At 56.9% G+C, this 24,724-nt stretch carries 27 protein-coding genes; 5 read left to right on the forward strand and 22 right to left on the reverse strand.

Translation table 11 applies throughout. The features are described 5' to 3' along the window. Nucleotides 1-31: 31 nt before the first annotated feature. Nucleotides 32-637, forward strand: coding sequence for a flavin reductase family protein (locus tag ACZ1G7_RS15985; RefSeq protein WP_472660376.1), 606 nt, complete (start codon nt 32-34; stop codon nt 635-637). Nucleotides 638-734: 97 nt separating this feature from the next. After that, nucleotides 735-1,025 carry a hypothetical protein gene (locus tag ACZ1G7_RS15990; protein ID WP_472660377.1) on the forward strand — a complete coding sequence of 97 codons (291 nt, stop codon included), beginning with the start codon at nt 735-737 and terminating at the stop codon, nt 1,023-1,025. Between the two features lie 37 nt (nt 1,026-1,062). Here the strand turns inward: ACZ1G7_RS15990 and ACZ1G7_RS15995 are convergent, their stop codons facing one another. The 5 genes from ACZ1G7_RS15995 to ACZ1G7_RS16015 form a co-directional block, all read right to left on the reverse strand. After that, nucleotides 1,063-1,659 (reverse strand): FMN-dependent NADH-azoreductase, encoded by a 597-nt coding sequence (locus ACZ1G7_RS15995; protein WP_472660378.1) that lies wholly within the window; start codon nt 1,657-1,659, stop codon nt 1,063-1,065. 81 nt (nt 1,660-1,740) lie between these two features. Then, on the reverse strand, nt 1,741-2,172 hold the full coding sequence (gloA, locus tag ACZ1G7_RS16000) for a lactoylglutathione lyase (protein ID WP_472660379.1): 432 nt from the start codon (nt 2,170-2,172) through the stop codon (nt 1,741-1,743). Nucleotides 2,173-2,210: 38 nt separating this feature from the next. Next, nucleotides 2,211-3,014: a sulfurtransferase gene (locus ACZ1G7_RS16005; protein ID WP_472660380.1), complete on the reverse strand. Its 804-nt coding sequence runs from the start codon at nt 3,012-3,014 to the stop codon at nt 2,211-2,213. A gap of 29 nt (nt 3,015-3,043) precedes the next feature. Continuing rightward, on the reverse strand, nt 3,044-3,586 hold the full coding sequence (locus ACZ1G7_RS16010) for a protein tyrosine phosphatase family protein (RefSeq protein WP_472660381.1): 543 nt from the start codon (nt 3,584-3,586) through the stop codon (nt 3,044-3,046). A 33-nt stretch (nt 3,587-3,619) separates the two neighbouring features. Beyond that, complete coding sequence (locus ACZ1G7_RS16015; protein WP_472660382.1) at nt 3,620-3,742, reverse strand: nuclear transport factor 2 family protein; 123 nt, start codon at nt 3,740-3,742, stop codon at nt 3,620-3,622. A gap of 304 nt (nt 3,743-4,046) precedes the next feature. Between ACZ1G7_RS16015 and ACZ1G7_RS16020 the strand changes: the two genes are divergently transcribed. Then, the gene (locus tag ACZ1G7_RS16020) at nt 4,047-4,913 is read left to right on the forward strand and encodes a LysR family transcriptional regulator (protein ID WP_472660383.1); all 867 of its coding nucleotides are present in this window, start codon (nt 4,047-4,049) and stop codon (nt 4,911-4,913) included. A gap of 219 nt (nt 4,914-5,132) precedes the next feature. On the opposite strand, the gene ACZ1G7_RS16025 is transcribed toward ACZ1G7_RS16020, so the two are convergent. From ACZ1G7_RS16025 to ACZ1G7_RS16070, 10 genes are all read right to left on the reverse strand, one after another. After that, nucleotides 5,133-6,314: a tyrosine-type recombinase/integrase gene (locus ACZ1G7_RS16025; RefSeq protein WP_472660384.1), complete on the reverse strand. Its 1,182-nt coding sequence runs from the start codon at nt 6,312-6,314 to the stop codon at nt 5,133-5,135. A 680-nt stretch (nt 6,315-6,994) separates the two neighbouring features. Then, nucleotides 6,995-8,059, reverse strand: a complete 1,065-nt coding sequence (locus ACZ1G7_RS16030; RefSeq protein ID WP_472660385.1) for a saccharopine dehydrogenase family protein — start codon at nt 8,057-8,059, stop codon at nt 6,995-6,997. After that, entirely contained in the window at nt 8,056-9,012 is a 957-nt protein-coding gene (locus ACZ1G7_RS16035; RefSeq protein WP_472660386.1) for a branched-chain amino acid ABC transporter permease, read from the reverse strand. The genes ACZ1G7_RS16030 and ACZ1G7_RS16035 overlap by 4 nt, the downstream gene beginning before the upstream one ends. Then, a complete protein-coding gene (locus tag ACZ1G7_RS16040; protein ID WP_472660387.1) occupies nt 9,012-9,875 on the reverse strand; it encodes a branched-chain amino acid ABC transporter permease in 864 nt (287 codons plus the stop codon). Before ACZ1G7_RS16040 ends, ACZ1G7_RS16035 begins: the two co-directional genes overlap by 1 nt. Then, complete coding sequence (locus ACZ1G7_RS16045) at nt 9,876-10,592, reverse strand: ABC transporter ATP-binding protein (RefSeq protein ID WP_472660388.1); 717 nt, start codon at nt 10,590-10,592, stop codon at nt 9,876-9,878. After that, entirely contained in the window at nt 10,589-11,308 is a 720-nt protein-coding gene (locus tag ACZ1G7_RS16050; RefSeq protein ID WP_472660389.1) for an ABC transporter ATP-binding protein, read from the reverse strand. The genes ACZ1G7_RS16045 and ACZ1G7_RS16050 overlap by 4 nt, the downstream gene beginning before the upstream one ends. Nucleotides 11,309-11,363: 55 nt before the next feature. Then, nucleotides 11,364-12,593 carry an ABC transporter substrate-binding protein gene (locus tag ACZ1G7_RS16055; RefSeq protein WP_472660390.1) on the reverse strand — a complete coding sequence of 410 codons (1,230 nt, stop codon included), beginning with the start codon at nt 12,591-12,593 and terminating at the stop codon, nt 11,364-11,366. Nucleotides 12,594-12,612: 19 nt separating this feature from the next. Then, a complete protein-coding gene (locus tag ACZ1G7_RS16060; protein ID WP_472660391.1) occupies nt 12,613-13,434 on the reverse strand; it encodes an alpha/beta fold hydrolase in 822 nt (273 codons plus the stop codon). Next, nucleotides 13,431-14,744, reverse strand: coding sequence for a M20 family metallopeptidase (locus ACZ1G7_RS16065; RefSeq protein WP_472660392.1), 1,314 nt, complete (start codon nt 14,742-14,744; stop codon nt 13,431-13,433). The genes ACZ1G7_RS16060 and ACZ1G7_RS16065 overlap by 4 nt, the downstream gene beginning before the upstream one ends. After that, entirely contained in the window at nt 14,744-16,198 is a 1,455-nt protein-coding gene (locus ACZ1G7_RS16070) for an isochorismatase family protein (RefSeq protein WP_472660393.1), read from the reverse strand. The genes ACZ1G7_RS16065 and ACZ1G7_RS16070 overlap by 1 nt, the downstream gene beginning before the upstream one ends. A gap of 95 nt (nt 16,199-16,293) precedes the next feature. Here ACZ1G7_RS16070 and ACZ1G7_RS16075 point away from each other — a divergent pair, with 95 nt between their 5' ends. Together ACZ1G7_RS16075 and ACZ1G7_RS16080 are read left to right on the forward strand one after the other, a co-directional pair. Further along, a complete protein-coding gene (locus ACZ1G7_RS16075) occupies nt 16,294-17,154 on the forward strand; it encodes a MurR/RpiR family transcriptional regulator (protein WP_472660394.1) in 861 nt (286 codons plus the stop codon). Next, nucleotides 17,151-18,464 carry a type I glutamate--ammonia ligase gene (locus ACZ1G7_RS16080; protein ID WP_472660395.1) on the forward strand — a complete coding sequence of 438 codons (1,314 nt, stop codon included), beginning with the start codon at nt 17,151-17,153 and terminating at the stop codon, nt 18,462-18,464. Before ACZ1G7_RS16075 ends, ACZ1G7_RS16080 begins: the two co-directional genes overlap by 4 nt. 36 nt (nt 18,465-18,500) lie before the next feature. Here the strand turns inward: ACZ1G7_RS16080 and ACZ1G7_RS16085 are convergent, their stop codons facing one another. From ACZ1G7_RS16085 to ACZ1G7_RS16115, 7 genes are read right to left on the reverse strand one after another with little or no spacing between them, the layout of a single operon-like run. Further along, the gene (locus tag ACZ1G7_RS16085) at nt 18,501-19,793 is read right to left on the reverse strand and encodes a hydantoinase B/oxoprolinase family protein (protein ID WP_472660396.1); all 1,293 of its coding nucleotides are present in this window, start codon (nt 19,791-19,793) and stop codon (nt 18,501-18,503) included. Further along, nucleotides 19,784-20,098 (reverse strand): hydantoinase B/oxoprolinase family protein, encoded by a 315-nt coding sequence (locus tag ACZ1G7_RS16090; RefSeq protein WP_472660397.1) that lies wholly within the window; start codon nt 20,096-20,098, stop codon nt 19,784-19,786. Before ACZ1G7_RS16090 ends, ACZ1G7_RS16085 begins: the two co-directional genes overlap by 10 nt. Before the next feature lie 4 nt (nt 20,099-20,102). Further along, a complete protein-coding gene (locus ACZ1G7_RS16095; protein ID WP_472660398.1) occupies nt 20,103-21,152 on the reverse strand; it encodes a proline racemase family protein in 1,050 nt (349 codons plus the stop codon). After that, entirely contained in the window at nt 21,142-21,957 is an 816-nt protein-coding gene (locus ACZ1G7_RS16100; protein ID WP_472660399.1) for an ABC transporter ATP-binding protein, read from the reverse strand. The genes ACZ1G7_RS16095 and ACZ1G7_RS16100 overlap by 11 nt, the downstream gene beginning before the upstream one ends. Next, on the reverse strand, nt 21,957-22,832 hold the full coding sequence (locus ACZ1G7_RS16105; protein ID WP_472660400.1) for an ABC transporter ATP-binding protein: 876 nt from the start codon (nt 22,830-22,832) through the stop codon (nt 21,957-21,959). Before ACZ1G7_RS16105 ends, ACZ1G7_RS16100 begins: the two co-directional genes overlap by 1 nt. Further along, entirely contained in the window at nt 22,832-23,662 is an 831-nt protein-coding gene (locus tag ACZ1G7_RS16110; RefSeq protein WP_472660401.1) for an ABC transporter permease, read from the reverse strand. The genes ACZ1G7_RS16105 and ACZ1G7_RS16110 overlap by 1 nt, the downstream gene beginning before the upstream one ends. Further along, entirely contained in the window at nt 23,659-24,681 is a 1,023-nt protein-coding gene (locus tag ACZ1G7_RS16115; protein WP_472660402.1) for an ABC transporter permease, read from the reverse strand. Before ACZ1G7_RS16115 ends, ACZ1G7_RS16110 begins: the two co-directional genes overlap by 4 nt. Nucleotides 24,682-24,724 lie beyond the last annotated feature (43 nt).

A 24,724-nucleotide genomic window follows, 5' to 3' on the forward strand; every position in this document is an offset into this window, starting at 1 on the left:
GGCGCAGATCCTTAACACCAGGAAATGACCCATGTTTTACGAACCTCGCAACGGCCACGGTCTACCACATAACCCCTTTAACGCGCTCATCACTCCGCGCCCAATTGGTTGGATATCAACACGCGGCAATGATGGGTCCGAAAACCTCGCACCTTATTCGTTCTTCAACGGAGTGTCATACGAGCCTCCCCAAGTCATGTTCGCCTCTACCGCTAGCAAAGCAGACCGCGCGCGCGGCAAGGACTCGGTTGGCAACATCATCGACACAGGTGTGTTCTGCGTAAATGTCGTCGGGTTTGAGATGCGTGACGCCATGAACGCAACTTCGGCCCCCGCACCGCGTGATGTCGACGAGTTCGATCTTGCGGGATTGGAACGCGAAGACTGCGCCACCATCGCATGTTCGCGCGTGGCAGCGGCCCCGGCCAGCATGGAGTGTAAGTTGGTCAAAGTCGTTGATCTGCCGGGCGAGGCAAACATGGTGGTCTTTGGCGAAGTAACTGGCATCCATTTGCAGGATGAATACCTGATCGACGGCATTTTCGATGTGACCAAATTCCAGCCGTTGGCACGTCTGGGCTACCGTGACTACGCCCGAGTGACAGAGTTATTCAGCCTCAAAAGGCCACACGCCTGATCTGGAAATAGCCTACAAAATTCATCATAAGGTTACCTTAGGAATTTTTAGGGGCTATTTCTCTCCTGCCCATAAAGGTCTGTGTGGAAAGAGCGCGTTGAAAACAGTTGTTGTCCTTCTCCTGCTTCAGTCCCTTGGGGCTATTCTGTCGGTGCTGTTTACCCTTGAAAACCCCTTATCAACGCAATCCTGTATGACAGGTATCTTCGGTATGTTTGCAAGTCTGGCGATGGCGACGGGCTTCCTGTTATGGGCATTGCGTGCCGCCTATTCCGGCTGGACACAAAACTGGCCGGACAGACTTTGGTTAGGTCTTACCGGTGCCGCCGCCATTAGCGGTGGGTTTGGCCTAATCCACTTTGTCGCCTTTGTGCGCTGCTCAGTTTGATGGGTTCCAAAGAGTGTCATCGCAACGCAGCTTCAGCCTAGTCTGCTACCGCCTGCAGCACTTGGGCATCTATTCTTGATCCTAATGTATCTCCATCCAAAACAGACATATCTGCGGAGACGATTTTTGCGTCTTCAATGCCAAGAAACCCAAGGACGTGCTTTAGATATGGCGTCACAAAATCCATGTTCCCACCCACTTCGGTTTCGCCTGTGGCCACACATAGATACGCTGACTTCCCCGTAGCTAGTCCAACGTAGGTGTGTTCCGGGTCAGGACGGAACGTCAGACCTGGTCGAGCGATTTGATCGATCCAAGCCTTCAGCGGCGCAGGGATGCCGAAGTTGTACATGGATACCGTGATGACCAAGATGTCTGCATCCAACACCTCCTGGGCCAGCTTGTCAGAGGTCTTAAGAAGTTCGGTCTGGGCATCTGAGCGTTCAGGAGGTGCAGAAAAGCTGGCACCAACCCATTCCTCCGTCATATACGCAGCATCGTCGGTCACTTCGCGGCGGATAATACTGGCATCAGGATGCCGTGCTTCAAGCTGTTCGATCAATTGCTTACCAGCAAGACGAGATGCGGAGTCAGTCATTCTGACGCTTGAATTGACGTTAAGAATAGTGGTCATTTTTTTCCTCTTGAGCCGTTCATGCGTTGGAAAACACGACGGCGGGTCATATGGCTTCGGGAAATGATGGTTTGCTAAACCTCAAGCGGCCAAGTGAGCCTCGATCAACTCGATGCGATATCCATCTGGATCTTCAATGAAAGCGATGACCTCTTTCAGGCCGGTCTCTTCGGGTGCAAATGTCATCGGTCCTGCGGCACGGGTCACTTTCACGTCTTTTGCGATTAGATGTTGTTCCATCGCATAAATATCGTCGACTTCCAGCGCGATATGACCATAGGCGTTCCCCAGATCGTATGTTGTGTCATCCCAGTTGTAGGTCAGTTCGATCACGGCATCTGACGCGGCATCGCCGTATCCGATGAAGACGAGGGTGAATTTTCCGTCAGGAAACGTCTCGCGGCGCAGTTCGCGCATACCAAAAGCGTCTTGGTAGAACTTAAGAGATTGCTCCAAATCGGAGACGCGCAGCATCGTGTAGAGAATTCGGTTCGGTACAGGGTTTCCAGACATTGATATCGTCCTTTGCGTAATTCAGCGAGAGCGGAACTCTATGAGCCCTGTGCGACAGGGCGGCTCGGGTCTTGTTTCCATTCGGCAAATGATCCGTCGAATAGCGTTCCTTTTTCGCCAATCTTAGCCAAAGCAAGAAGAACAACCGTAGCGGCATACCCAGATCCACAAGAAGCTATGAGAGGTTTGGACTTCCACTCCGGCGCCAAGCGATCCATTGCTTCTCGGATTTCGACATCATCAAGAAACTCGCCTGTTTCCGGGGTCAGAACTGCGCTAAACGGCACATTTAACGCTCCGGGAATATGACCTGTCTGCGGATCACCCTCGTTTCCGGCAAAATTTTGAGCACCGCGAGCATCGATGACACAGGCTTCTGCCTGCGCGGCAAGAAACACATCCAAGTCGATCTTCAATCCAGGTTGCAATACCGGCTCATAGCTACCTGACGTTGGCTGAGTAACCTCCGTCGAAATCGGATAACCTTTGGCAACCCAATTCGACCACCCACCATCAAGCACACGCACATTGGTAAAACCCCAGTGCCGCATGGCCAGCCAAATCCGACCCGCATGCATGTGTGAGGACGCATCGTAGAGCACGACAAGGTCGCCCTCATTGATTCCGAGCGCCGTAAAGGACGCTCGGGCCTCTGCTTCATCCGCTATCGGGGCCAAACCAGGGGCAACGCCCCGCGCGATGAAATGCCGGGTCCAATCCAGAAAGACGGCTCCGGGGATGTTTCCCGCATCATAGTCGTCCGGCAAGGCCCGTGCAGGCGATGCCCAAGTACCGCGCACATCGAAGATCTTAACGTTTGGTGCATCTATGACGGTGTTCAAGTCGTCTGCTGATATCAAGGGTCCCCGCTTCACTGCGCTTCCCCTGCGATGTGGTCTGCCAAATATTCCTGCCAAACTGTGTCTCGGGCAAAATCATAGCCCGCAACGTCGCTCCAGATGGTTTCCAACTGCTCAAGTTCGGCGGCTTGCGTATCCGGCGCTTGAATGGCGCGATGTGCCGCCACAAGGGCAGAAGCTCGTGCATTCGCCCAGCAATGGACAAGAACCTTACGATCACCAACACGGTCCATCGCCTTCAGAAAGGTTTGAAATTCCTCGGCCTTGGGATCGCGCCAGTTGACTGGCACATGGATATATTCGACGCCTTGGGCCGCCAATATTTCTCCTTCTTCAGGGTTAAAAATGCCTTCAGATTCCGGGACGAGGTTGATTACAACTTCGATGCCATCGTCCACAACTTCAGCCAATTGTGCGGCACTGGGTTGGCCAGACGTTAGGACCGTTGGTTCAAACTGATAGAAATTGCGGGCCTCACTGATGTCAGCGAATGCGGGCGTCATCGCCAGTGTTACCATGATGAGTGCGGCGCCTGTCATCTTGCGGGATGTCATGTCTGTACCTCCTATCGAATTATCTGTTTAGCCTTACTTGTTGACCGTGGTGTAGGTCTTGGAGACGATCTTCCAGCCTACGTTCAGCCGCAGCAGGGTCAGCAAATCGAAGAACTGGAACGTCGGCAGATCAATGGTGACCTTGACCAGAGCCATGTCGTTGTTGATCTCAACATGAGTGATCTCGCTGTTGTTGGGGGAAGCGTTCCGCTGTCTGCCAAAGCCTCCAACGCACTGCGCGGCGTCAGAACAAGACTTCTGTCCGCATCCAGCGAGTTCAGATTGACGCTGGAATAGAACGCCTTGGCGACACGGGCTCCACTGCCATCACGGATGCCTTCAATATAGTCCGTCACAGTTGCAATGATTTGCTCTTTGTCGGTCATCGTCTTTTCCTTTCGGGTGTTCGTTGCTTGACCGACACGTAAGGCGCGCATTGTGTTTAATAAAATGAAATGATATGAACGATGAGATGCAAAAAAGCGAACGCAACTTCACCGATGGCAACCTCCTAAAGACATTTGTCGAGATTGCGGATTGCAAAAACCTGACCTTAGCCGCGTCGCGGTTGAACCGAAGCCAATCCGCGATCAGCGTGCAATTGCGTAAACTGGAAGAAGAGTTGGGCGCATCCCTGTTCCTGCGTGATGGAAAAGGCATGTCCCTATCTCCAAGTGGGGAAAAGCTGCTACCGGCCGCACGGCGTAGCTTGGCAGAACTGGCGGGGATCAAGTCACTCTTTGCTGAACCTCTGAACGGTCGCATACGCGTCGGTATTCCAGAGGATTTCGACGAGGGCGTTTTGGAAAAAGCTCTGTCAGATTTCCGCCGTTCCAATCCAGGTGTCGAGGTCGTTGCAACATCGGGCTGCACTGCAAGTTTTGCCAATGCGATCCGGGCGGACGAGTTGGATATCGCAGTTTGCTCTGCTGTAACGACTGTCCCGGGCGAGGTATTCCGCGAACAACAAGCGGTCTGGGCCGCAAGCGAGACGCTCAATCTCAAAGCAAACGATCCCGTGCCACTTGCGATCATTGACCATGGATGCTGGCTGGCGGAATTGCCGAAAGTATCGCTGGATCAGCAAGGGCGCACTTACAACGTCGCCTTTGCCTGTACGGGTATCATGAGCCAAAAGGCTGCGATCCGAGCCGGTTTCGCAGTTGGCGTCATCTACCAAGACAGCGTCGAAGAAGGCATGAAAATATTAACTTCCAAAGACAACTTTCCACCTTTGCCAAAATTCAAGAGATCCATCTTTATTGGCGATAACGCCCCTCAAGACCTGGCTGAAGCCATGGCGGAAGCGATACGTCGAGCGACCTGATGATTGAACTTCGGCTGTTGGAACTATGGCTATCTTTCATACTCTGTATGCCCGAAACCCAGTCAATACGATGAGGCAACCAACGCAAAGTTCGGGTTGCATACCTCTAGGCGCATAAATCCAACGGCAGGTTGGTCCCGCACAGCGGACAATGTTTTGAGTGAAGTTAATCGTCCGCTATGTGGCGCTGTTGGCTTTGAGCAAATATTCAGTAAGAACTTATGCTGTAATAATGCTAACCACTTTGCCTGTATCTTTGGGTTCAATAGCGGCGCTACTCCAAGCTTCCATCAAATCACGCCGTTTGTCGAAAAGGTCAGATCGCGCATAGGCCGCTTCTGATTTGTCTTTAATCCCGTGGGCTAATGCGGCTTCGATGACTTCGCGGGGGAAGCTGGTCGTCTCACCAGCCCAGTCTCTGAATGTGGACCGAAAGCCATGGACTGTGATGTCGTCTCGCTTCATGCGGCGTAAAACTGCCGTCATGCTCATGTCTGAGATTGGCTTGCCGGGCTTCGCTTCGCTTCCAAAGACAAGCGTTTCATCGTCGCGACGTGGACCAAGGCAAGCGATAGCGGCTTGGTTTAGCGGGACGCGGTGTTCTTTCCCTGCCTTCATGCGCTGGGCGGGGATAGTCCACGTTGCGTTCTCAATATCAATCTCGCCCCAAGTCATGCCGCGCGTTTCACCGGACCTTGCGGCGGTTAAGATCGTGAAGCCCAACGCGCTTGAGGCGACGCCGGTTCGTTTGGAAAGGTCGATCATAAAGTCTGCGATGTCAGCATGGGGCAGGGCGGCGTGGTGTTTCACAGCGCGCACCTTCTTTGGCCTTGGCAATAGATAATCAAGATGGCCGCGCCAACGGGCCGGATTCTCGCCAGTTCGAATACCCAACGCAGAGGCATAGTCTATCACGGCTTCGATACGTTGGCGCACTCGGTTGGCAGTTTCTGGCTTATCTGACCAGATGGGTCGCAAGGCGCCAACGACGTCTGCCGTTTCGATCTTGGCAATTTGCATTTGTCCGATCTTGGGAAATACATAGCTTTCAAGTGTCGAAGTCCATTGGGCGGCATGCTTGGCGTTTTTCCACCCGTGTCGCTTGTTTTCGATTAACTCAAGTGCGGCCTCTTTGAATGTCTTGGGTTTTGCATGCTGTTTCTTGGCAATTGGATCTTCGCCGTTTGCAATCAGTTGGCGTGCCTCTGTTGCTCTTTCTCGGGCCATTGCCAAAGAGACATCTGGAAAAGCTCCAAGGCCCAGATCGCGCCTACGTCCTTGAACTTGATAGCGCAGCACCCAAGAGCGCGCACCAGAGGCTTTCACGTACAAGAAAAGCCCGCGTCCGTCGCCGTGCCTTCCAGCCTTTGCACCTTTGATTTTTTGCGCGCTCAATAACATGCTGTTCCCACATTTGTTCCCACACTTTCCTCGGGTTTAGCGCGACCATGAATGAACTTCAATGATTAGTTGTGAAAATAACTATCAGAAAATAAACGATTAATGCGGATATTGGCGAACCCTGATGAACATGTGGAAACAGGGGTTAGACGGTTCCCCATCCGCCAAGTGCCCCCTTATTGTGGAACTGCAGGGTTATATTGTCCCAAGGACTATTTCTTCGTCCTTTATCCGCAATGTCTGACGTCCGACAGTATGTTGTGGCTCCAATACAGACTGTCAGAATTATGGGATTTTGAGGCGTTCGCTAAAAGTTGTGGTTGTGTATCTCTATCTAAGTCGGAGTAAAGGTGGGTCTTTATTTCTGTGAATGCTTGCTTAATTTGCGGTATTCCTCTCAGCACATGCTTTGCACCATTGTCGCCGCCGTAGCGGGCGCGCAAGAAATTATTGATCTTGGTTAAAGCAAGTTCGTTTACGCCGTGCATTTCATAGGCATTTAGAACGGACTCAAGAAATTAACGCATCTTGACTTTGATCCCAGAAAGACCAACGTCTTTGGCTTTGCTTGCCTTTTGAGAACGCGCCAAAGCGGACATCTATCTTAAATGCAGCGAAGGTGTCCTAGGAGCCCAAACCTCCAAATGGTGCATGGATAACAAGCGACTGCGTTCAAGTTATTAATTGGGCAGCTCAAAATGCGCGCCGGTGGTCGTGGACAGGAATGCGTTTAGGTCGACATTTTCTTGCTTTAAGAACCCTTTGGCTGGCAAGGTCCCGTCACGCACCATTTCGATGATCGCCACGACGGACGATGCCGTCGTCCATGCGATGGCCGTTCTGGTTTTGCCTGCGAGAAGTTTTGGTTTGTAGGCACAGACAAATTCTTCACGCGCCAATTTTCGGTCTCGTAGGCCTTCGGCGGCGGCGTGGACAAAGACCACGTCTTCAGAAACGGGCGGCTTTGCGTTGACCAGAATTTCCCCCGCTTCTTTGCGCCGGTCGCGCATCAACAATTCATGAAAGAAGAAATTCATCAACGCCGCATGGCCCGGATAGCGCATGGTTTTGTAATCTATATTGGGAACCTGCCCATGATAGGTCTCGCACATAGTGCCGAGGCCGCCCGAAGTTGTGAAGGCTTCCAACTCGACCCCGTCGATGTAGATTTTTTCCATCCACTCCATGGGCGAGACGGATTTGATCTTACCGTCTTCCAGCACTTCGCAATCGTTTAAATATTCGTTCACCACGCCCTCTGGGGACCAATTGAACGAATACCCCATCAGACCCGTTGGATTCTGCGGCAAGGCCCCCACACGCAGTTTGCAGGACCGACACTCATCAAGGCGCGCAATCAGATCCGCGCCCACGATGCCAATGAACCCGGGTGCGAGGCCGCATTGCGGGGCCATGAGCTTGCCAGCACGCGTGGACATATCAAGGATCGCCTTCGTAGTGGGCACATCTTCGGTCAGGTCAAAGTAGTGAATGTTTGCCGCCACAGCTGCTTCTGCAAGTCGGATGTTCAGATGATAGGGCAGACAGGACAGGACGGCATCGACCTGCGCAAAGGCGCGTGCAATGGCGTCGGCGTCTGTGACATCTGTGCCTTTAACCTCAAAGGGCAAGTCCTCTTTCGGCGCGACTTGGTCATGGGCGGTGACGGTAAAACCCGCGTCATGCAGCAGCTCCGACGCGAGCGTGCCAACTTTGCCCAAGCCCAGAACTGCGATTTTCTTCATGTCTTTGTGTCCTTGAATAACTTGGCACCTGCTTGGCTGACGATCCGTGCAAGCCCGCCCGGCGCGAAACGCAAGACCAGGATCATGCCGACGGCCACAACGATGAAGCGGGCCTCCTCCATGCCGCGCAAACCCGCCATGGCTTCGGTAGCAAAGGTCAGGACAATCGCGGCGAGGATGGGGCCATAGACGGTCGCCGTGCCGCCGATTAACACCATCGACAAGGCAAGACTGAGGGTACCAAAGCTCAGCACTTCGGGGGCGGCAACGCGCAGGTAAATGGCAAAGAACCCACCCGCGATGCCGGGAAAGACCGCGCTTGCCACCAACGCTAACACCCGTTGGCGCGCAACCGAAATGCCGCGCGCCTTGGCGTAGTCTTCGTTGTCCCGTACGGCGAGCAAGGATTTGCCAAAAGGTGTTTGTGTGATCCACAGCAGGTAGCCCGTCGAGATGGCGAGCAATCCAAGAGCGACGTAGTAGTAGCCGAACTTGAAATCGCGAATGAAGCGGTAGTCACCGATCTCCAGCCCCGGAATGCGCACCATGCCGCCAGCCCCGCCGGTGATCTGACTTTGCGACAGTATCAGCTGCAAGACCAGTTGGCTGAACCCGAACGTGACTAGAACAACGTAAATCCCCTTCAGCCGCGCCACTGGGAGTGACACGATCAGGGCCGCGAGTGCTGCCGTGATCCCACCCAGCGGGATCGCAAGCCAGGGATCGATGCCGAATGTCTTGGCGGCAATGGCAGCGGTGTAGACGCCGACGGAAAAGAACGTCAGGTGGCCAAAGTTGAACAGCCCGGCATAACCAAGCGACAGGTCCCAGTTCGACGCGACGACCGCATAGATGAACGCGAGAATGAACAGGTGCCGCGTGTAGCTATCCAGCACAAAGAGCGGCACGATGGCCAAGGCGCCAAGGCACAGAATGTACAGGAAAGCGCGCATCATACCCTCCCAAACAGGCCATTGGGGCGGAAGATCAGCACGATGATCAGGCCCAGGAACAGCACGAAGGGGGTCCAATAAAGGCCCAGGACCAGCACAAGAAACGCCTCTGCGATGCCAATGACGAAGGCCGCCCCGACGGTTGCCCCCAGCGACCCCAGCCCGCCAAAAATCACCACGATCATGGCTTTGACAAGCGGCTCTGCGCCCAAGGACGGTGTAATGAACCGGATGCCGCCCAGCAACACACCTGTCAGGCCCGCCAGTGCGGCCCCGAGGCCGAAGGCGAGCGCAAAGGTGAAGGGCACATTGACGCCAAGCAAGGCAGCGGCGTCCTGATTTTGCCCCACCGCGCGCAGCGATCTGCCGGTCGCGGTTTTGGTGGCAAAGGCCCAAAGGCCAATCAGGATCACCGGTGCAATCACGACGATTAAAGCCTCATGCCGGGATATGACCGCACCAAGGATTGAGATGTCACCTTCGACCAGACGGGGCAGCTGTTTCAGCCGGGCGCCCCAGATGATTTGGGCCGATTTCTCCAAAATGATCATGGCGGCCAGCGTTGTCATCACGGTAATGAGCAGCATATTGGGCCGCCCATAGAAAGGACGCACCAGCAGGAATTCGATGATGATGCCCAACAGGGCGGCGGCACCGATACCTGCGAAAAGACCAGGCCAAAGGCCCAGCCCAATGCCTTCGGAGACGGTCCAAGCGACGAAAGCTCCGATCATCATCAGCGCGCCATGGGCAAAGTTGAACACGCCAAGGGTCGTCCAGATCAAGCTCAGACCGCTCGCCATCAGCGCATAGAGAGAGCCAAGGACGATGCCCGAGACAAGTGTCGTGATCAGGGCGTCCATTCAGGCATGCTCCCCGAAATACATGTTCATGACTTCTTGGTGGTCCGGCGCGTCGTCTTTCGCGATTTCGCGGACAACCTCGCCGTGTTCGACCAAATATAACCGATCTGCCAGTGACAGAAGCAATTCGACGTCTTGTTCGATGACGATCACGGGCACCTGGGCTGAAATTTCCATGAGGGCTGTGGCCAGTTCTTGTTTGAGTTTCGGCGACAGGCCCAGCGTCGGTTCGTCCAGCAACAGCAATTTGGGTGCGCACATGAGAGCGGCGCCAATGGACAGCATCTGACGCTCACCTCCTGACAAGGTCTTGGCCTTTTGCGGGCCGCGTTCGGCCAGCCGGGGAAACAGGTCATAGACCATTTCAAGGGAGTTCTTCGCAACCGCACGGGCCGGTTTGGTGAAGGCCGCCATTTCTAGCGTTTCCCGCACCGCCATATCCCCAAATAGCGTGTTACCCTGTTGGGATTGAACAACACCCTTGGACACGATGGCAGACGGCCGCTGGCCAGTGATCTCTTCGCCCTTCAACAGCACCTCACCGGCAAGCGGTTTCATCAAGCCGGAAATCACCCGCAGCAGCGTGGTCTTGCCATGGCCATTGGGGCCGAAAAGGCCGATATTCTCACCCTTTGCCATATGCAGGCTGAGGCCGCGCAGCACGGTGACAGACCCATATGCGGCCTTGATCCCCTTCACCTCTAATATGCGGGTCATGCGGCGCGTGTCCCCAGATAAGCCTCAACGACAGCCGGGTTTTGCATCACGGCTTTCGGGTCGCCCTCTGCCAGCAAGCTGCCTTGGTTCAACACGATCAACCGCTCGGACACGTCCATCAAAAGCCCCAGTACATGTTCGATCAAGATCACCGTCACCCCGGTTTCATTGATCTTGCGCAAGAGCACTCCAAGCGCCGCGATTTCAGGCCGTGTCAGGCCCGACGCTGGTTCATCGAGCATCAGGACTTTGGGGCTGGTGACAAGGGCGGAGGCGATCATCAATTGCTTGCGTTCATAGACCGACAGTTCAGTCGTTGGCATGTCACGGCGGTCTTTGGCGAAATCCACCATATCAAGCGGTGCTTGATGGTTTTGGGTGTTTTGACCGCCGTAGACATCCGCAATCGCGACGGTATCGGTCGCGGTCAGGTCGGGGAACTCCACATCCTTTTGAAAGGTCCGCGCCAAGCCCAGCCGCGCGATCTTATGCGCGGCCATAGCGTCGATCCTGTGCCCGTCAAACCAAACCTCACCCGCAGTTGGCCCAAAGGGGACGCGGGTCATGACATTGAACAGCGTACTTTTGCCCGACCCGTTTGGCCCGGCGATCCCGAGGAATTCGCCCTGCGGCACGTCAAAGCTGACGTCGTTCACCGCCGTGAGGCCTCCGAAGCGTTTCATGACGCCTTTGAGGGAGAGGATCGGTTTGGTCATGGGGTGCTTTCAGGAAAAATGGGCCACGCAGGATGCGCAGCCCAGTTCAGGGAGGTCATTGCATCCAAGACGGCTCAACAAATTCGCCTGTGGCATATACCGGCGGGTAAAACAGTGCCCGCTCACCGTCCTGAATTTGGTAGAACTGAAGTGGAATACCGTCGTTTGATTGAACCGCAAGGTGGGTTTCAGGATCAAACGACACCATACCCATCGCCGTCTGCGTCGATGACGCGCCGATGGCTTCCCCAATGGCCACGCGGTCTGCGGGGTCGCCGACCTCTTCCAGGGCAGCCGCGTAGATCAGCACCTGTTCATACAGCGCCGCACCATAGGTGCCCGGTTCTACACCGAACGCGTCTTCGTATTTCGCGATCACCTCTGCCGCACGTGGGTTGGTCGGCGTGTTCAGGATGCCGCCCAACAGGTTGTAGACGATGCCCGAGGATTGCTCCTTCGTCAGTTCAACAAATTCCGGCACCGACGGCGCGTACTGGATGAACACGAGGCTGTCGGTTGGGTCTTCGTTGAATTGCGACACAAACAATGCGGCATTGGACGACACGTAGTCGGTGTTGATGATGACCGATGGCTCAGCGTCCCGCACTGTGCCAAGGAACCCGCGCCAGTCGTTGATTTCACCGAATGGCACAAGGTCGTTGGTCACGACATCCCAGCCTGCCGCAGCGAAAGCCTCGACCATGCCATCAGCGATGCCCTTGGAATAAGGGTTGTCCGACGCGACTAACGCGACCTTCTTGTTCGGCAGATCCAGTTTTCCGTCTGCTGCAAGCCCATCAATCACCGGCACAATTTCGGTGTTGTAGCCCGCGAAAGACGGGGTCAGCGACCAAACGGTTGGAAAAGCATCCGGGTCGGGCGAGATGATCTCGGCCGTCTGTGAGGAGTTCGCCGAGATCATGTAGATCATTTCCATTTCGGCCATCAGCTCGATCTCGAAGTTCGAGCCGGAGGCATAGCCAGTCATGATCGCGCCCATGTCCCGGTCGCCCAGCAGACGCTCTGCAGCGGTGGTCACTTTGTCAGCGGCCCCGTCAACCACGTCGCCCACGGCAAGCTCAAACGTGTACCCCGCCACCCCACCTGCGGCGTTTAATTCATCAATGGCCATCTGCGCGCCATTGACCATTTCGGCACCATCTGCGGCCTGCGCGCCCGAGACAGGGGCCAGCACGCCGATCTTGACGACCTCAGCGGCGGCGATGCCTGCTTGCGCCAACAGAGCGATGGCGGTGGATGCGGCAAGTAAAGTTCTACGTTTCATGTTCATTCTCCCAGTGGGTTCAGTTGAGTGTTGTTAGAAATCGGCTCAGATAGGTCTCGAACTGATCGGGTGCTTCCCAAAACGGCGCATGGCCGATGCCCGCAATGTTATGCACCTTGTTTTCCCAGATGTTTTTGTATGACAGCCCAGCGATAAAATCGTTGTGGATAAAGGCGTCTTCCGCGCCGTTTACGATGGCGAAGGGCACGGGCGCATTCGTGGCGATGACCTGTTGGTTGGGGCCGACGCCACAGGCCAATTTGGCAATCATCAAAGCCCGGCTGCGCCCGTCGCACCGCGCGACCGCCTCTCTCAGGAACGGGTCATAGGGCGCGTCAGGACCACAGGTGCCATGCGCAAACATGTCTATTTCTTCATCGCTCAGGATCTGTTTGGACGCGATGGAATGCTCGATATCTCCGGTAAATCCTTCCGCCATTGCGCCCTTGCCCTGGGTGATCGGCGGGGAGCCTGTGATCATCACGCCCGCAAGCGGAGCAGTTTGCGCCATCATATCAATCGCGATATGCCCGCCCAGCGACCAGCCGAGCACCGCGTAGCGTGCGATACCCAGCTTTTGCATCAGTTCAATCGCGGCAGCGCCATAGCCCTGCACGTTGTAGCTACGATCCGGGTCCGTAGCGTCGTCACTGTCCCCATGCCCCGGCAAGTCAAACGCAATGCACCGATGGGCCGCCCCTATTGCGCCATCAAGCTGGTTGCGAAACACCTCACGGCAAGTGGAATTGCCGTGGATCATCACGACCGGCAAGCCGGTTCCCGCACTTTCGCGATAGGCAAGCCGCGCGTGGCTGGTGTCGATATGTTTCAAATCGCTCATGATTTGACGCCACACATGTCCAGAACGGTCGCGGCGATGACCTTGGTGGTCTCGATCAGGCTGTCCACCTCGACGCATTCGTTATCGCCGTGGAACCCGTCCCCCGCCGGGCCATATATAATCGGTACCACGCCTTTGCCTGCGTAATGTGCCGCGTCTGTGACAGCCTCGAACCCTTTTATGCGCGGAGGTTTGGCTTGCAACTGTGCAGCGCGGGCTAAGGCTGCTTGGGTCAGCGGATGATCCTCTGGCGTGTTCATCGGGGGAAAGTGGAGGTCCCACAGCGACCATTCGATCTTGGGAGGATTATCTCGCATCCAAGGGTCCATTTGCGCAAAGTGATGCACGAAGGCCTCAAACTCGGCCTTCACATCAGCAAAGCTTTCCTGCGGCATGAATTTGTAGTCCAGCACGATGGTGCAGACGTCCGACATCATCGCAGCGTTGGTCATGACCGCCGGGTTGCCATCTTCGCCCATGCCCGCGCCACCCATGATCGTGCCCGGATTGATCGTCGCCAGACCGGCGGGCATGAGGTGGTGGTTGTTGTCACGGCAACGGCTGGCTTCAAAATCGCGCAGGGCTGAGATGAAACGTGCGGCCAGCTCAATCGCGTTTACGCCCGGTTCCAGTCGGCCGGGCGTGTCATGCTGCGGCCAGATCATGTTGTAGCGCCAACCCGCATGGGATTGCTTGCCGAAGATGGTGATCTTGGTCCAATCGAGGCCGCCTTCCGCCGGGATCACATCGCCCCATGTCGGTTCTGCAATAATCGCGTGTTTGGCCAGATGGCCGCGCGCCACCACGTCAATCGCGCCGAAACCACCCGCCTCTTCATCGACAACGGTGTGAACCGACAGCCGACCCTCCAGTTCAATGCCAGCCTCGCGGATCGCCCGCGCCGCCGAAATGCAGGCCGCCACGCCGCCCTTCATGTCCACAGCGCCGCGGCCCCAGATCTTGCCAGCATCCAACTGGCCCCCGAACGGATCACGCGCCCAGGCATTGGCATCGCCGACAGGCACCACATCCACATGGCCGCACAGGATCATGCTTTTGTCCTCTGAGCCGGGTAGGTCTGCGACCACATTGGGACGGTTTTCAAAGGTCTCAAACCGCTCAATCCCAAAATCAAGCGGGCGCAGTTCCTGTTCGATCCTGTCCTGCACATCGGCTTCGCGGTTCAGCCCTTGTTCGGCTTGAAACTTGGGGTTCACCGATGGAATGCGGACAAGGTCTTGGGTCAAGGAAACGACATGGTCCGTGTCCGCCTCAATCGCGTCCATGACTGCTTTGAGCGCTTTTTCCATTAGCCTGCCTCCAGTTCTGCGAGCAGCTCTGCTGTCGTCACCTGACGGCAATAGCCCTTGATCGCACGGATTGAATTTTGGTGCCGTTCGGCGGTGTAGGTCAGGCAGGCATCCGTCACTTGCGTGACCAGATAGCCAAGGTCACAGGCATCGCGGACAGCGCTTTCCACGCATTGATCCGTCAGGATGCCGGAAATCACGAGCTGTTTGACCCCAAGGTTGCGCAGCACATAGTCGATATGGGTTGAGACGAAGACCGAGGAAGATGATTTCGGCAGCACGATCTCGTCCCCTTGTGGCGCAATCTGGTCGATTACCTTTCCGTCCCACGATCCTTTGGGGACGTTGAAGCCTGTGATCTTATAGTCGAGCGAGCGATCCCGCCCGTCCAGGGTCAGGCTTTCAATCGTGGTATACATCACCTCAATCCCGGCCTTGCGGCAGGCGGCTTGAAGGGTCTGCATATTGGGAATGACGCGTTCTTTCAGGCCTGCAAAGAAAGCCCCGTATTTGGATTCAAATGCGGCGTCGCTCAGCCCGTCAAATTCCGCGCCGTCCCTGTGGGCCGCGAAGTTTTGCACATCGATAAACAGCAAGGCGGATTGGTCTGCCTGTAGGGGCACGTCGCGTGACAGGGTCATGGGCGATCCTCCAAACCGGCCTGAATCGCACCGGCGAGCAAGTCGGCCCATCGATCTTGCCCCGCTTTGTCCACCACAAGGTCGTTGCGAGATCTCGATCAACGTGTGGCGTAACCCGCGCGGTTCTGCGTGGCGGGGGATGAACCAATCACTGGTGTCATCAATCTGGTAGGGTTGGTTCAGGGCGAGGTTCAGGGTCGGGACTTGGGCGCTGATATGACCCATCAACGCCTCGGCCATCGCGGTATCCTGTCTCGAAAGAAACCCTGCGTGCCATGGCCGCGCCTTGCCCCCCAAAGTCTGGGTAAAAGTGTGAATTGAAAATGCCGCCAAGTATTTGCGCTCCGTGAGCGCATCTTTAATGGCCCTGTCCAGAGGGTCAAAAATCGCCCGCTGCCGCGCATCTTTCGCTTCTCGGTCCAGACCGGCGTTGCCTGGAATGACCACCCCGTCCGAGGTTTCACAAAACGATCCCGTAGCCCCGGGCGGTCTGTTGCAATCTATGACCAACCGGCTGAAGCGTTGCAGGATCAAGGGCGCGCGCAGCCGATCCGAAAGGCTGCGCGCTAGTTGATCCGCTCCGATATCCCAAGAAATGTGGCTGGTCCGCGCGTCCTCGCTCAACCCGAGGCCTTGCAGCCTATTCGGGATATGATTTCCGGCATGTTCACACAGCAATAAGATTGGGCTTGTTGCATTGGCATTGTACACCTCAACCGGCGACGGATCACACGCTGACAACAAAGGATCGTAAGATATCGTACTCTCCACGCGACCGCCCCAGTCAAATGCGTTGCAGGAGGACGCAGGCATGCCGCATCCTTATACACCAGCATTGATGAATTTTTTCCAGAGTCAACTTTTTTCAATTGAATGAAAAATTTTATTCACTCACTATGGACCGCAAGATGGGAACAGAATTTTTGACAATCAAAGGACGGATTGAAACGTCTGCCAGCACGCTAACGGCTGGTGAACGCAAGCTCGCGACCGCGATTTTGGCGGACTATCCCTATGCTGGTTTGACGTCGATTCAGGAGTTGGCCGAACGGTCCGAGGTCTCAATGGCCTCAATCTCGCGCTTTGTGACCAAGATTGGCCTGAACGGGTATCAAGAGTTCCAGCGCGACCTCATCGATGAACTGAAGGATGGGGATCGCAGCCCCGTGGACATTCATGATGGCCCACGCACCATAGAAGGCGGGTATCTGGCGGACTTTTTGCAAAAAACGGTCGCGCAAATGGCTGTGGCCGGCGATGCTATCACCGAAGATCAGTTCGATCGCATCTGTCAAACACTGTCCAACCGCAAACGCTCGGTCTATGCGATTGGCGGGCGGATCAGCGACACAATCGCGGCGCATCTGACATTCCACCTGCGGCAGGCCCGCGAAAGAGTCTATCACATTCCGCAATCCAGCGAGCAATGGCCCGACTATCTGTTACGCATGAAACAGGGGGACGTTTTGTTCCTTGTGGATTTCCGAAGATACCAACAGGCTCTGGAAATGCTGGCGCGCATAGCGCAGGAAGAACGTGGCGTGCAGATTGTCTTGATGACGGACAAATGGATCTCTCCCGTCGCGCGCCACAGCAGCGAGGTTTTGGCTGTGCCCATCGACTCCGGCACGTTGTGGGACACCTATTCTTCCGCTTTGGCCGTGACGGAAGCCATCGTCACACGCATCGCCGAAGATAACTGGGACAGCGCGCGCGAACGGATCAAAGCTTGGGATCGTCTGAGGCATCTGGAAAGGCCGAGTGAATGACACAACCGACACCTCTGATTTTGGCGGCAACCTGTGATCTGTCCGGAAAGGTGCGCGGCAAGGCTTTCCCTGCGGATCAGTTGGAAAAGCGGCTTCGGCGCGGCGTCGGCTGGGTGCCGACCAACATCCAGATCACCTGTTTTGATGGCATTGCCGACAGCCCGTTCGGGTCGCTGGGTGACCTTAAGTTGGTGCCGGACCCATCGGCGGAAATGAAATTGAATTTGGATGATCGCCCCGCGACCCAAGTCATGCTCGGGGATATCAAACATCTGGACGATACGCCCTGGCCCTTCTGTATGCGCCACATTCTGCGCACCGCGCTAGACCGCCTGAACGACGTGGCCGGTGTCACGTTGAAAGCTGCCTTTGAACATGAGTTTCAGCTCAAAGGGCCGCCCGCCATTGTCCATCAGGGGTTTGGCCTGCGCGCGTTTGAGGATCAGCGAGGTTTGTGCGAATATCTTATGGGCGCATTGTCTGACGCGGGCATCGCGCCAGACAGCATCATGAAGGAATATGGTGCAAACCAATTCGAGGTCGTAGTGACCCCCGCCATCGGCCTGTGCGCGGCGGACGACGCTGTCATCCTGCGCGAGTTGACCCATATGATTGCCCGCCATCACGGCCAAGCGGCCACGTTTGCCCCGATCCAGGATATCGCTTCGGTGGGCAACGGCGTGCACATCCATTTCAGTTTTCTGGACAAGTCCGGCAAGCCCGTCACCTTTGACCCAGAAGGCCCAAGCGGCATGTCAAACCTCACCGGCTCCTTTGCGGCAGGGGTTTTGAAGTACCTGCCCAGCATCCTCGCGCTGACTGCACCTTCGGTGATTTCTTATGAACGGTTGACCCCGCACCGCTGGTCAGCGGCATATAACAACCTTGGCGATCAGGACCGCGAGGCATCGCTGCGCATTTGCCCGACATCGTCGCAAGATCCTGCCAAGAAAGCCGCGCAGTTCAACCTTGAATACCGCGCGGCAGATGCCGCCGCCTGTCCGCACCTTGCCCTAGCCGCACTCGTTCATGCGGGATGTCAGGGGATTGAAGAGGCGCTTGGCACGCCGCAACCAACAACCGACGACCTGTCACTTTTGTCAGGCGAAGATCTCGCCAAGCGCGGGTTTGAGCGATTGCCCGAAACTCTGGACGCCGCTGTGTCACGGTTTTGCAATGATAGCACCGTCCTATCGTGGTTCCCGGACGGATTTGGGGAGCTATATGCGGCCCATAAGGCCGCGGAGGCGGACCACGTAAAAGACATGGACGTCGAAGCAGCCTGCGCCGTCTACGCTGGTGTCTACTGACATTGCAGGTGTCATCATAACATTTATGATCACACCTCATTGCGCCCAAAATGTAGCAATTCTGCAGTCCTGAGTCCTTTGACGCCCCGCTATGCGTGTCCACCAACTGCGGTTTTGATATGGATGCGATCGCCCGCTTGCATGGCGACGCCACTGGCAAATTGATATGTTTCCACGGGTCTCGACATGCGCTCGATAACCATGGTGTTTGTCCCGCCGGGCGGTTGATCGTTGAGAGACCACACAGGTATGCGTGCGCGGGTGTAGCCGACCGACAGGCTGGCTGGCGCGCGCCTCGTAGGTGACACTGACGCCATGCCCACCTGTATGGCCCGTGGCGTTGCATTGCCGCGCTGCTAACCCCTTTTGCACGACGTTCAAACCATAACGGGCTTCACAGATTTCCACGGGACAATTGAACGTATTCCCGTGGTTAGGGGAGAACATCGCGTGGAGGCCGTCGCGCTCAGAGGTCGCTCCCCAACCGCCCATTTGCGGTTCGACCATTGTGTATTTCCGTCCCGTATCCGGGTGTTGCCCCGCAATCACGGTGCCGAAAATCGACGAAAACGACCCGGCGGGCAAACGCCCCGGAAGCGCCCGCGCCATACAGTGCCAAAGCATGTCGAACAGCCGGATGCGGGTCTCAAAATAATAGCCTTGGGGTGTTGTTGGCCCGGCGTGGAACACCGTGCCTTCCTGGGTTATCACCCGCAGGGGTGAGAATGATCCGAAATTGGCAAAGCGTTCGGGATCGCAGAGCGCTTTGAACATCATCTGGCAGGCGATGACGGCCCCATCGCGGCTGGTGTTGTAGGGGGTGCCGCCGTCGGGCGGGGCGTTGGTCAGGTTGACCTCGAAGGTGTCGTCGGTGACTGTGATCGTGGCGTGCGATATCTTGCCGTCGTCTTGTTCTTCTTTGATGGAAAAGGTGCCTTTCGGCAGCGCTGCAAGACCTGCCAATGCCCGCGCACGACCCGCGGCAAAAGCATCTTTCATCGCCACCGTGACCGTCTTGGCCCCATGGTTTTTATAAATCGCCAAAAGCTGACGTTCCGCGCTATTGCTGGCTGCGATCTGCGCCCAAAGATCACCGTGTACAAAGTCGGGTAGGCGCGAATTGATCTGGATGATGTCAAATACTGCCGCGTTCTGGACGCCTGCGTTGAACAGGCGCACGGGGGGCAGGTGCAGGCCTTCGGCGAAAATTTCGGTCACATCGCTGGCCATCGACCCCGGTACTTTGCCGCCAATATCGCCCCAATGCGCGATGGAGGCCGTAAAGGCGACACACTGGCCATCAAAGAATACTGGCTTGGCTATGACCACACATCATTGAGGTGGGTCACGCCCCCATGGTTGGGATCGTTGGTGATGAAGATGTCACCGTCGGCCAGGCTGTCGCCGTAGCGGTCCACTATGACCTTCACTGCCTTGTCGAGCACGCCTACAAAGGTCGGGATGCCCGCGCCGGAACTGACCAAGCGCCCTTGTGCATCTGTGATGCCCGTGCCGACATCAAGCACTTCGTAGATGATCGGGCTCATCGCGGTTTTGCGCAGCACGGCGAACATCTCTTCCGCTGCGTTTTCAAAGCCGGCTTGGATCACGGATAGGGTAAAGGGGTCGTGCATATGACTACCCTGCCCAGATATCGCCTACCGTAAAGCCTGTTTGGAACGGGTCGCTAGGGTCCAGCAGGTATTGACTGATCCCTGAAATCCAGCCGCGCCCGGAAATGCTGGGGATGATGGCCTCATGGGCGCCGATCTTGGTGGTCTCTTCGATCTGGCCGGTGAAGGTCGTGCGGAGCGGGCCTGCGTTCACATAATCCTGCCCCTGCGCAAGCAGGCCCTTGGCGTGCAGCACCGCCATTTTCGCGCTGGTGCCGGTGCCGCAGGGTGAGCGGTCAAGCGCGCCGGTGATCCCATTGGGCCTATACGCCCCGCCCGAGACTGACACCGCGCTGATCCCGTCATGGCCTGTTTGGTCAGGCGGCAGGGTCAGTTGCGAGATTGTGGGGCCAGTAAATTCCGGATCAATCGGGTGGGTGACGGGGAACTGTTCCCGGCTGGCCGACAGCATGGCTTCGCAGGCTTTCACGATCTCGAAGCCCTCATCCGAGGTCAGGCCAAGGCCGAATTGGGCCGCGTCCGCGATGACGTAGAACATGCCGCCCCATGCGATATCGGCGGTGATCGCGCCAAATCCGGGCACGTCCAGCGCCACATCCAGATGCAGGGCAAAGGCGGGGACGTTGCGGAATTTCACCTGTTTGACCTTGCCGTCCTTGCAGGTGGCCTCAACCTTGATCAGCCCGGCAGGGGCCTCCAACGTCAGATTGGTGACGGGTTCTTGCATCGCGATGACGCCGGTTTCCAGCAGCACGGTCACGACGCAGATCGTGTTGCTGCCGGACATCGGCGGATATTCGGTCTGCTCCATGATGAGGAACCCGGCCTGCGCGTCGGGGTGGCAGGGCGGCACGATGGCATTGCAGCACAGCGCCGGATTGCCGCGCGGTTCTTGCAGCATCAGGGTGCGGATATCGTCGTGATGCGCCTGCATATAGAGCATCTTATCTTTGACCGTGGCACCTTTGAGAGGCGGCAGACCTGCGGTGATGACCCGCCCGCCCTCGCCTTCGGCATGGGCCTCCACGGCGGTGATGACCTTGCTAGCGCGCATCTGTGGCCCCGGCTGCCAGCCTGTCGCGCAGGGCGATTTCGGATTGAGACACGACGGGGACCGCTGAGATTAGCGTGCGCGTGTAGAGGTTGGTTGGGTTTTCAAACAGGGTTTCAGTCTCGGCCAGTTCCACCAGCTGGCCCCGTTGAAAGACCGCGACGCGATCCGCGATATTGCGCACCACCGATAGATCATGGGTGATGAACAGATAGGTCAGGCCCCGCTTTTCGCGCAGGTCATTCAATAGGCGCAGCACGCGGGCCTGCACCAACACGTCCAAGGCCGAGGTCGGTTCATCCAGCACCACGATCTGCGATTGGCAGGCCAGGGCGCGGGCAATCGCGATGCGCTGACGCTGGCCGCCCGACATGCCAGAGGGCGCGCGGGAGGCCATGGCGGGATCGAGCCCGACTTCCTCTAGCAAGGCTGCGACCATTGCGGGCCGCTCGGACGCCGCACCGTGATCGTGCACGTCCAAGGCCAGCCGCAGCGACGCCCCGACAGAGCGGCGCGGGTTCAGGGCGGACAGTGGGTTTTGCTGGACCAGTTGGATTTGGCTGCGGTGTTGAAGCGTTCGTTTGGCGGGCAATTCGGTGCCGCGATAGCTGATTTGCCCTTTGGTGGCGGGAAACAGACCAAGGATCATATTGGCGATGGTGCTTTTGCCAGACCCGCTTTCGCCCACGATGGCAAGGCATTCGCCCTCCGCCACGTCCATGGTCACGTTGTCGACGGCTGTTACAACGGATTTGCCGACGTGAAATTCTTTGGTGACCGCGTGCAGCGACAGGATCGGGTCAGGCATCACGGCACCTTTGCATGGTCAATGAGGGGCGCTTCAAAGTCCGGCGAGCGTTCTTCGATATCCGGCACGCCGCCGCCCGTCAGGCGCGGGATCGCGGACAGTAGCGCCTTAGTGTAGGGATGCTGTGGGGCGTCGAACAGGGCTTTGGTCGCTCCGTGCTCGACGATCCGGCCTTGGTAGATGACGTAAATCCGGTCGGCGAATTCGCGCACGACGCCAAGGTTGTGCGAGATGAACAGCACTGAGGTGCCTTGCTGCTCTACAAGATCGCGCATCAGCGCCAAGGTTTGGGCCTGCACCGTCACATCCAGCGCGGTGCCCGGCTCATCGGCCAGCAACAAGCGCGGTTCATTGATCAGCGCCATTGCGATCATGACCCGTTGGTTCATACCGCCAGACAGCTGGAACGAGTAGCTGTCGAGCACGCGGTCGGTGTCCTCAATGGACACATCATGCAGGATTTTGGCGGCCTTTTCGCGTGCCTGCGCCTTTGTTACCTGTGGGTCGCGGCGTTTCAGCACCTCTTGAAACAGCTCCCCAATCCGAAAGACGGGGTTCAACGCAGAGGTGGGATCCTGGAAAATCATCGAGATATCGCGCCCGCGCAAGGCACGGCGGTCCGCGGATGTCAGCGCGGACAGGTCCGTGCCTTCGAAATACACCTGCCCACTGACGCGGGCGCTGCGCACATCTTGCATTGTGCCCAGCACGATACGCGAGGTTACAGATTTTCCCGACCCGCTTTCGCCCACAAGCGCCACGCGTTCGCCCGGCGCGATTTTCAGGTCGATGCCATGCAGGACCTCAGTGGTGCCGGACCAGTTTTTGAAGGACAGCCGCAGGTCTTTGATATCAAGGGTGAGGGGATCAGACATCAATCAGGCTCTAACACGTCGCGCAGCACGTCGCCGACAAGGTTGAACCCAAAGACGGCGACCACAATGGCTAGCCCCGGGAACACCGTCATCCACCAGCTGTCAGGCAGGTACTTCGTGCCCTCTGATACCATCGAGCCAAGGTCCGGCGTCGGTGCCTGCACGCCCAGCCCAAGGAAGCTGAGCGATGAGGCGATCAGGATCACAAAACCGAAATCGAGCGTCATCTTGGTGACAATCGCAGGCACGCAATTGGGTAAGATTTCGCGGAACATGATGTGGGCTTTGGACGCACCGATGACCTCAGCCGCCAGCACGTAACCTTCGACCTTTTCACCGCGCGTGATGTTGTAGACCAGCCGCGCATACCACGGCCACCACATTGCGGTGATCGCCAGCATGGCGTTGAGCAGCGTTGGTTCTAAAAGGCCCATGATGGCAAGGGCCAGCACCAAGGGTGGGATCGACAGGAAGATGTCGGAAATGCGCATCAGGATGAAATCCGTCCAGCCGCCTATGTATCCTGCGATCAGCCCAACAGCGACACCGATGGGCGGGGCGATCAGCAGCACCACCAGCCCCATGCCAAGGGCGACTTGATAAGCATAGATGATCCGCGTCAGGAGATCGCGGCCCACTACGTCGGTGCCCAACAGGTAGTCAGCCGAGGGCGGCTTGTTTGCAAAGGCAAAGTTGATCACGGCGCCAGCGTGGTCGGGATATGGCGCTATGAAATCCGCGAAGATGGCGCAGAACAGCACCAACCCCACCAGCAAAAGGCCAATCACCGACAGCGGGTTGGACAACAGGATGTACGCGGCGCGTTTCATTTGTTGTCCTCAGAGTATCTGATCCGGGGGTTAAGAACCGAAACCAGAAAATCGACAATGATATTGGCGATTAGGAAGGTGGCCGAGATGATCAGGACGGTGCCCACAATCGCGTTCAGATCTTTTTGCAGGATCACCCCTACACCGTAGCGGGACAGGCCGGGCCAGGCGAAGATGACCTCCACCAGAAAGGCATTGCCAAGGAGGGCCGCGAAGTCGAGCCCGATGATCGTCAGGGACGGTATAAGCGACGGCTTGAAGGCATAGCGCCGCGCGATGCGGGCCTCTGAAAAGCCGTAGGCCTGCGCCATCTCAATCGCGGGCTGTTCATAGGTCGCAATCATGTTCGACCGTGTCAGACGCGCGGCCTGCCCGATGCCCGACAGCGAAAGCGCAAAGGCGGGCAGGATCAGGTGGTGGATGGCCGAGGCGAAGGCGTCAAAGCGACCGGCGGCGAGCGTGTCGATCAGCATGAAGCCGGTTAACCGCTCAACCTCCAACGTGTCGCTGATCCGACCTGTGATCGGGAAAAGCGGGGTGAAATAGGCAAAGACCAAAACCAGCCCCACCGCCCAGACAAAGGCAGGTGCAGAGACCGCGAGCAAGGTGATAACCCGCACCAGATTGTCCGGCCATCGCCCACGATAGCGGGCGGAGATTGCGCCAAGTGGCAGCCCGATCATCACCATCATGAATCCCGCAAGCAGGACCAGTTCCAGCGTGGCGGGCAGATATTCAAGCAGATCGGTCATCACCGGCCGATTGGAATACAGCGAGATACCAAGGTCGCCGCGGACAAGATCACTCATGAACAGGCCGTATTGTACGATGATGGGTTCGTTCAGGTTCAGGGCTTCGCGCATTTGTTCCACCTGCGCGTCGGTTGCGCGGGGGCCTAGGGCAATGCGTGCAGGGTCACCAGGGATGATGCGGGCGATGAAGAAGATGAGCATCGACACGCCGACCAATACGATCAGCGACGCGCCCAGACGCCCCAAAAGTCTTTTGAAAATCGACAAGCTACACCTTTCGGGAGACGTGCAAATTGGGGCCGCACAAGTT

The sequence above is a fragment of the Litoreibacter sp. JB4-2 genome (genome assembly GCF_055693445.1).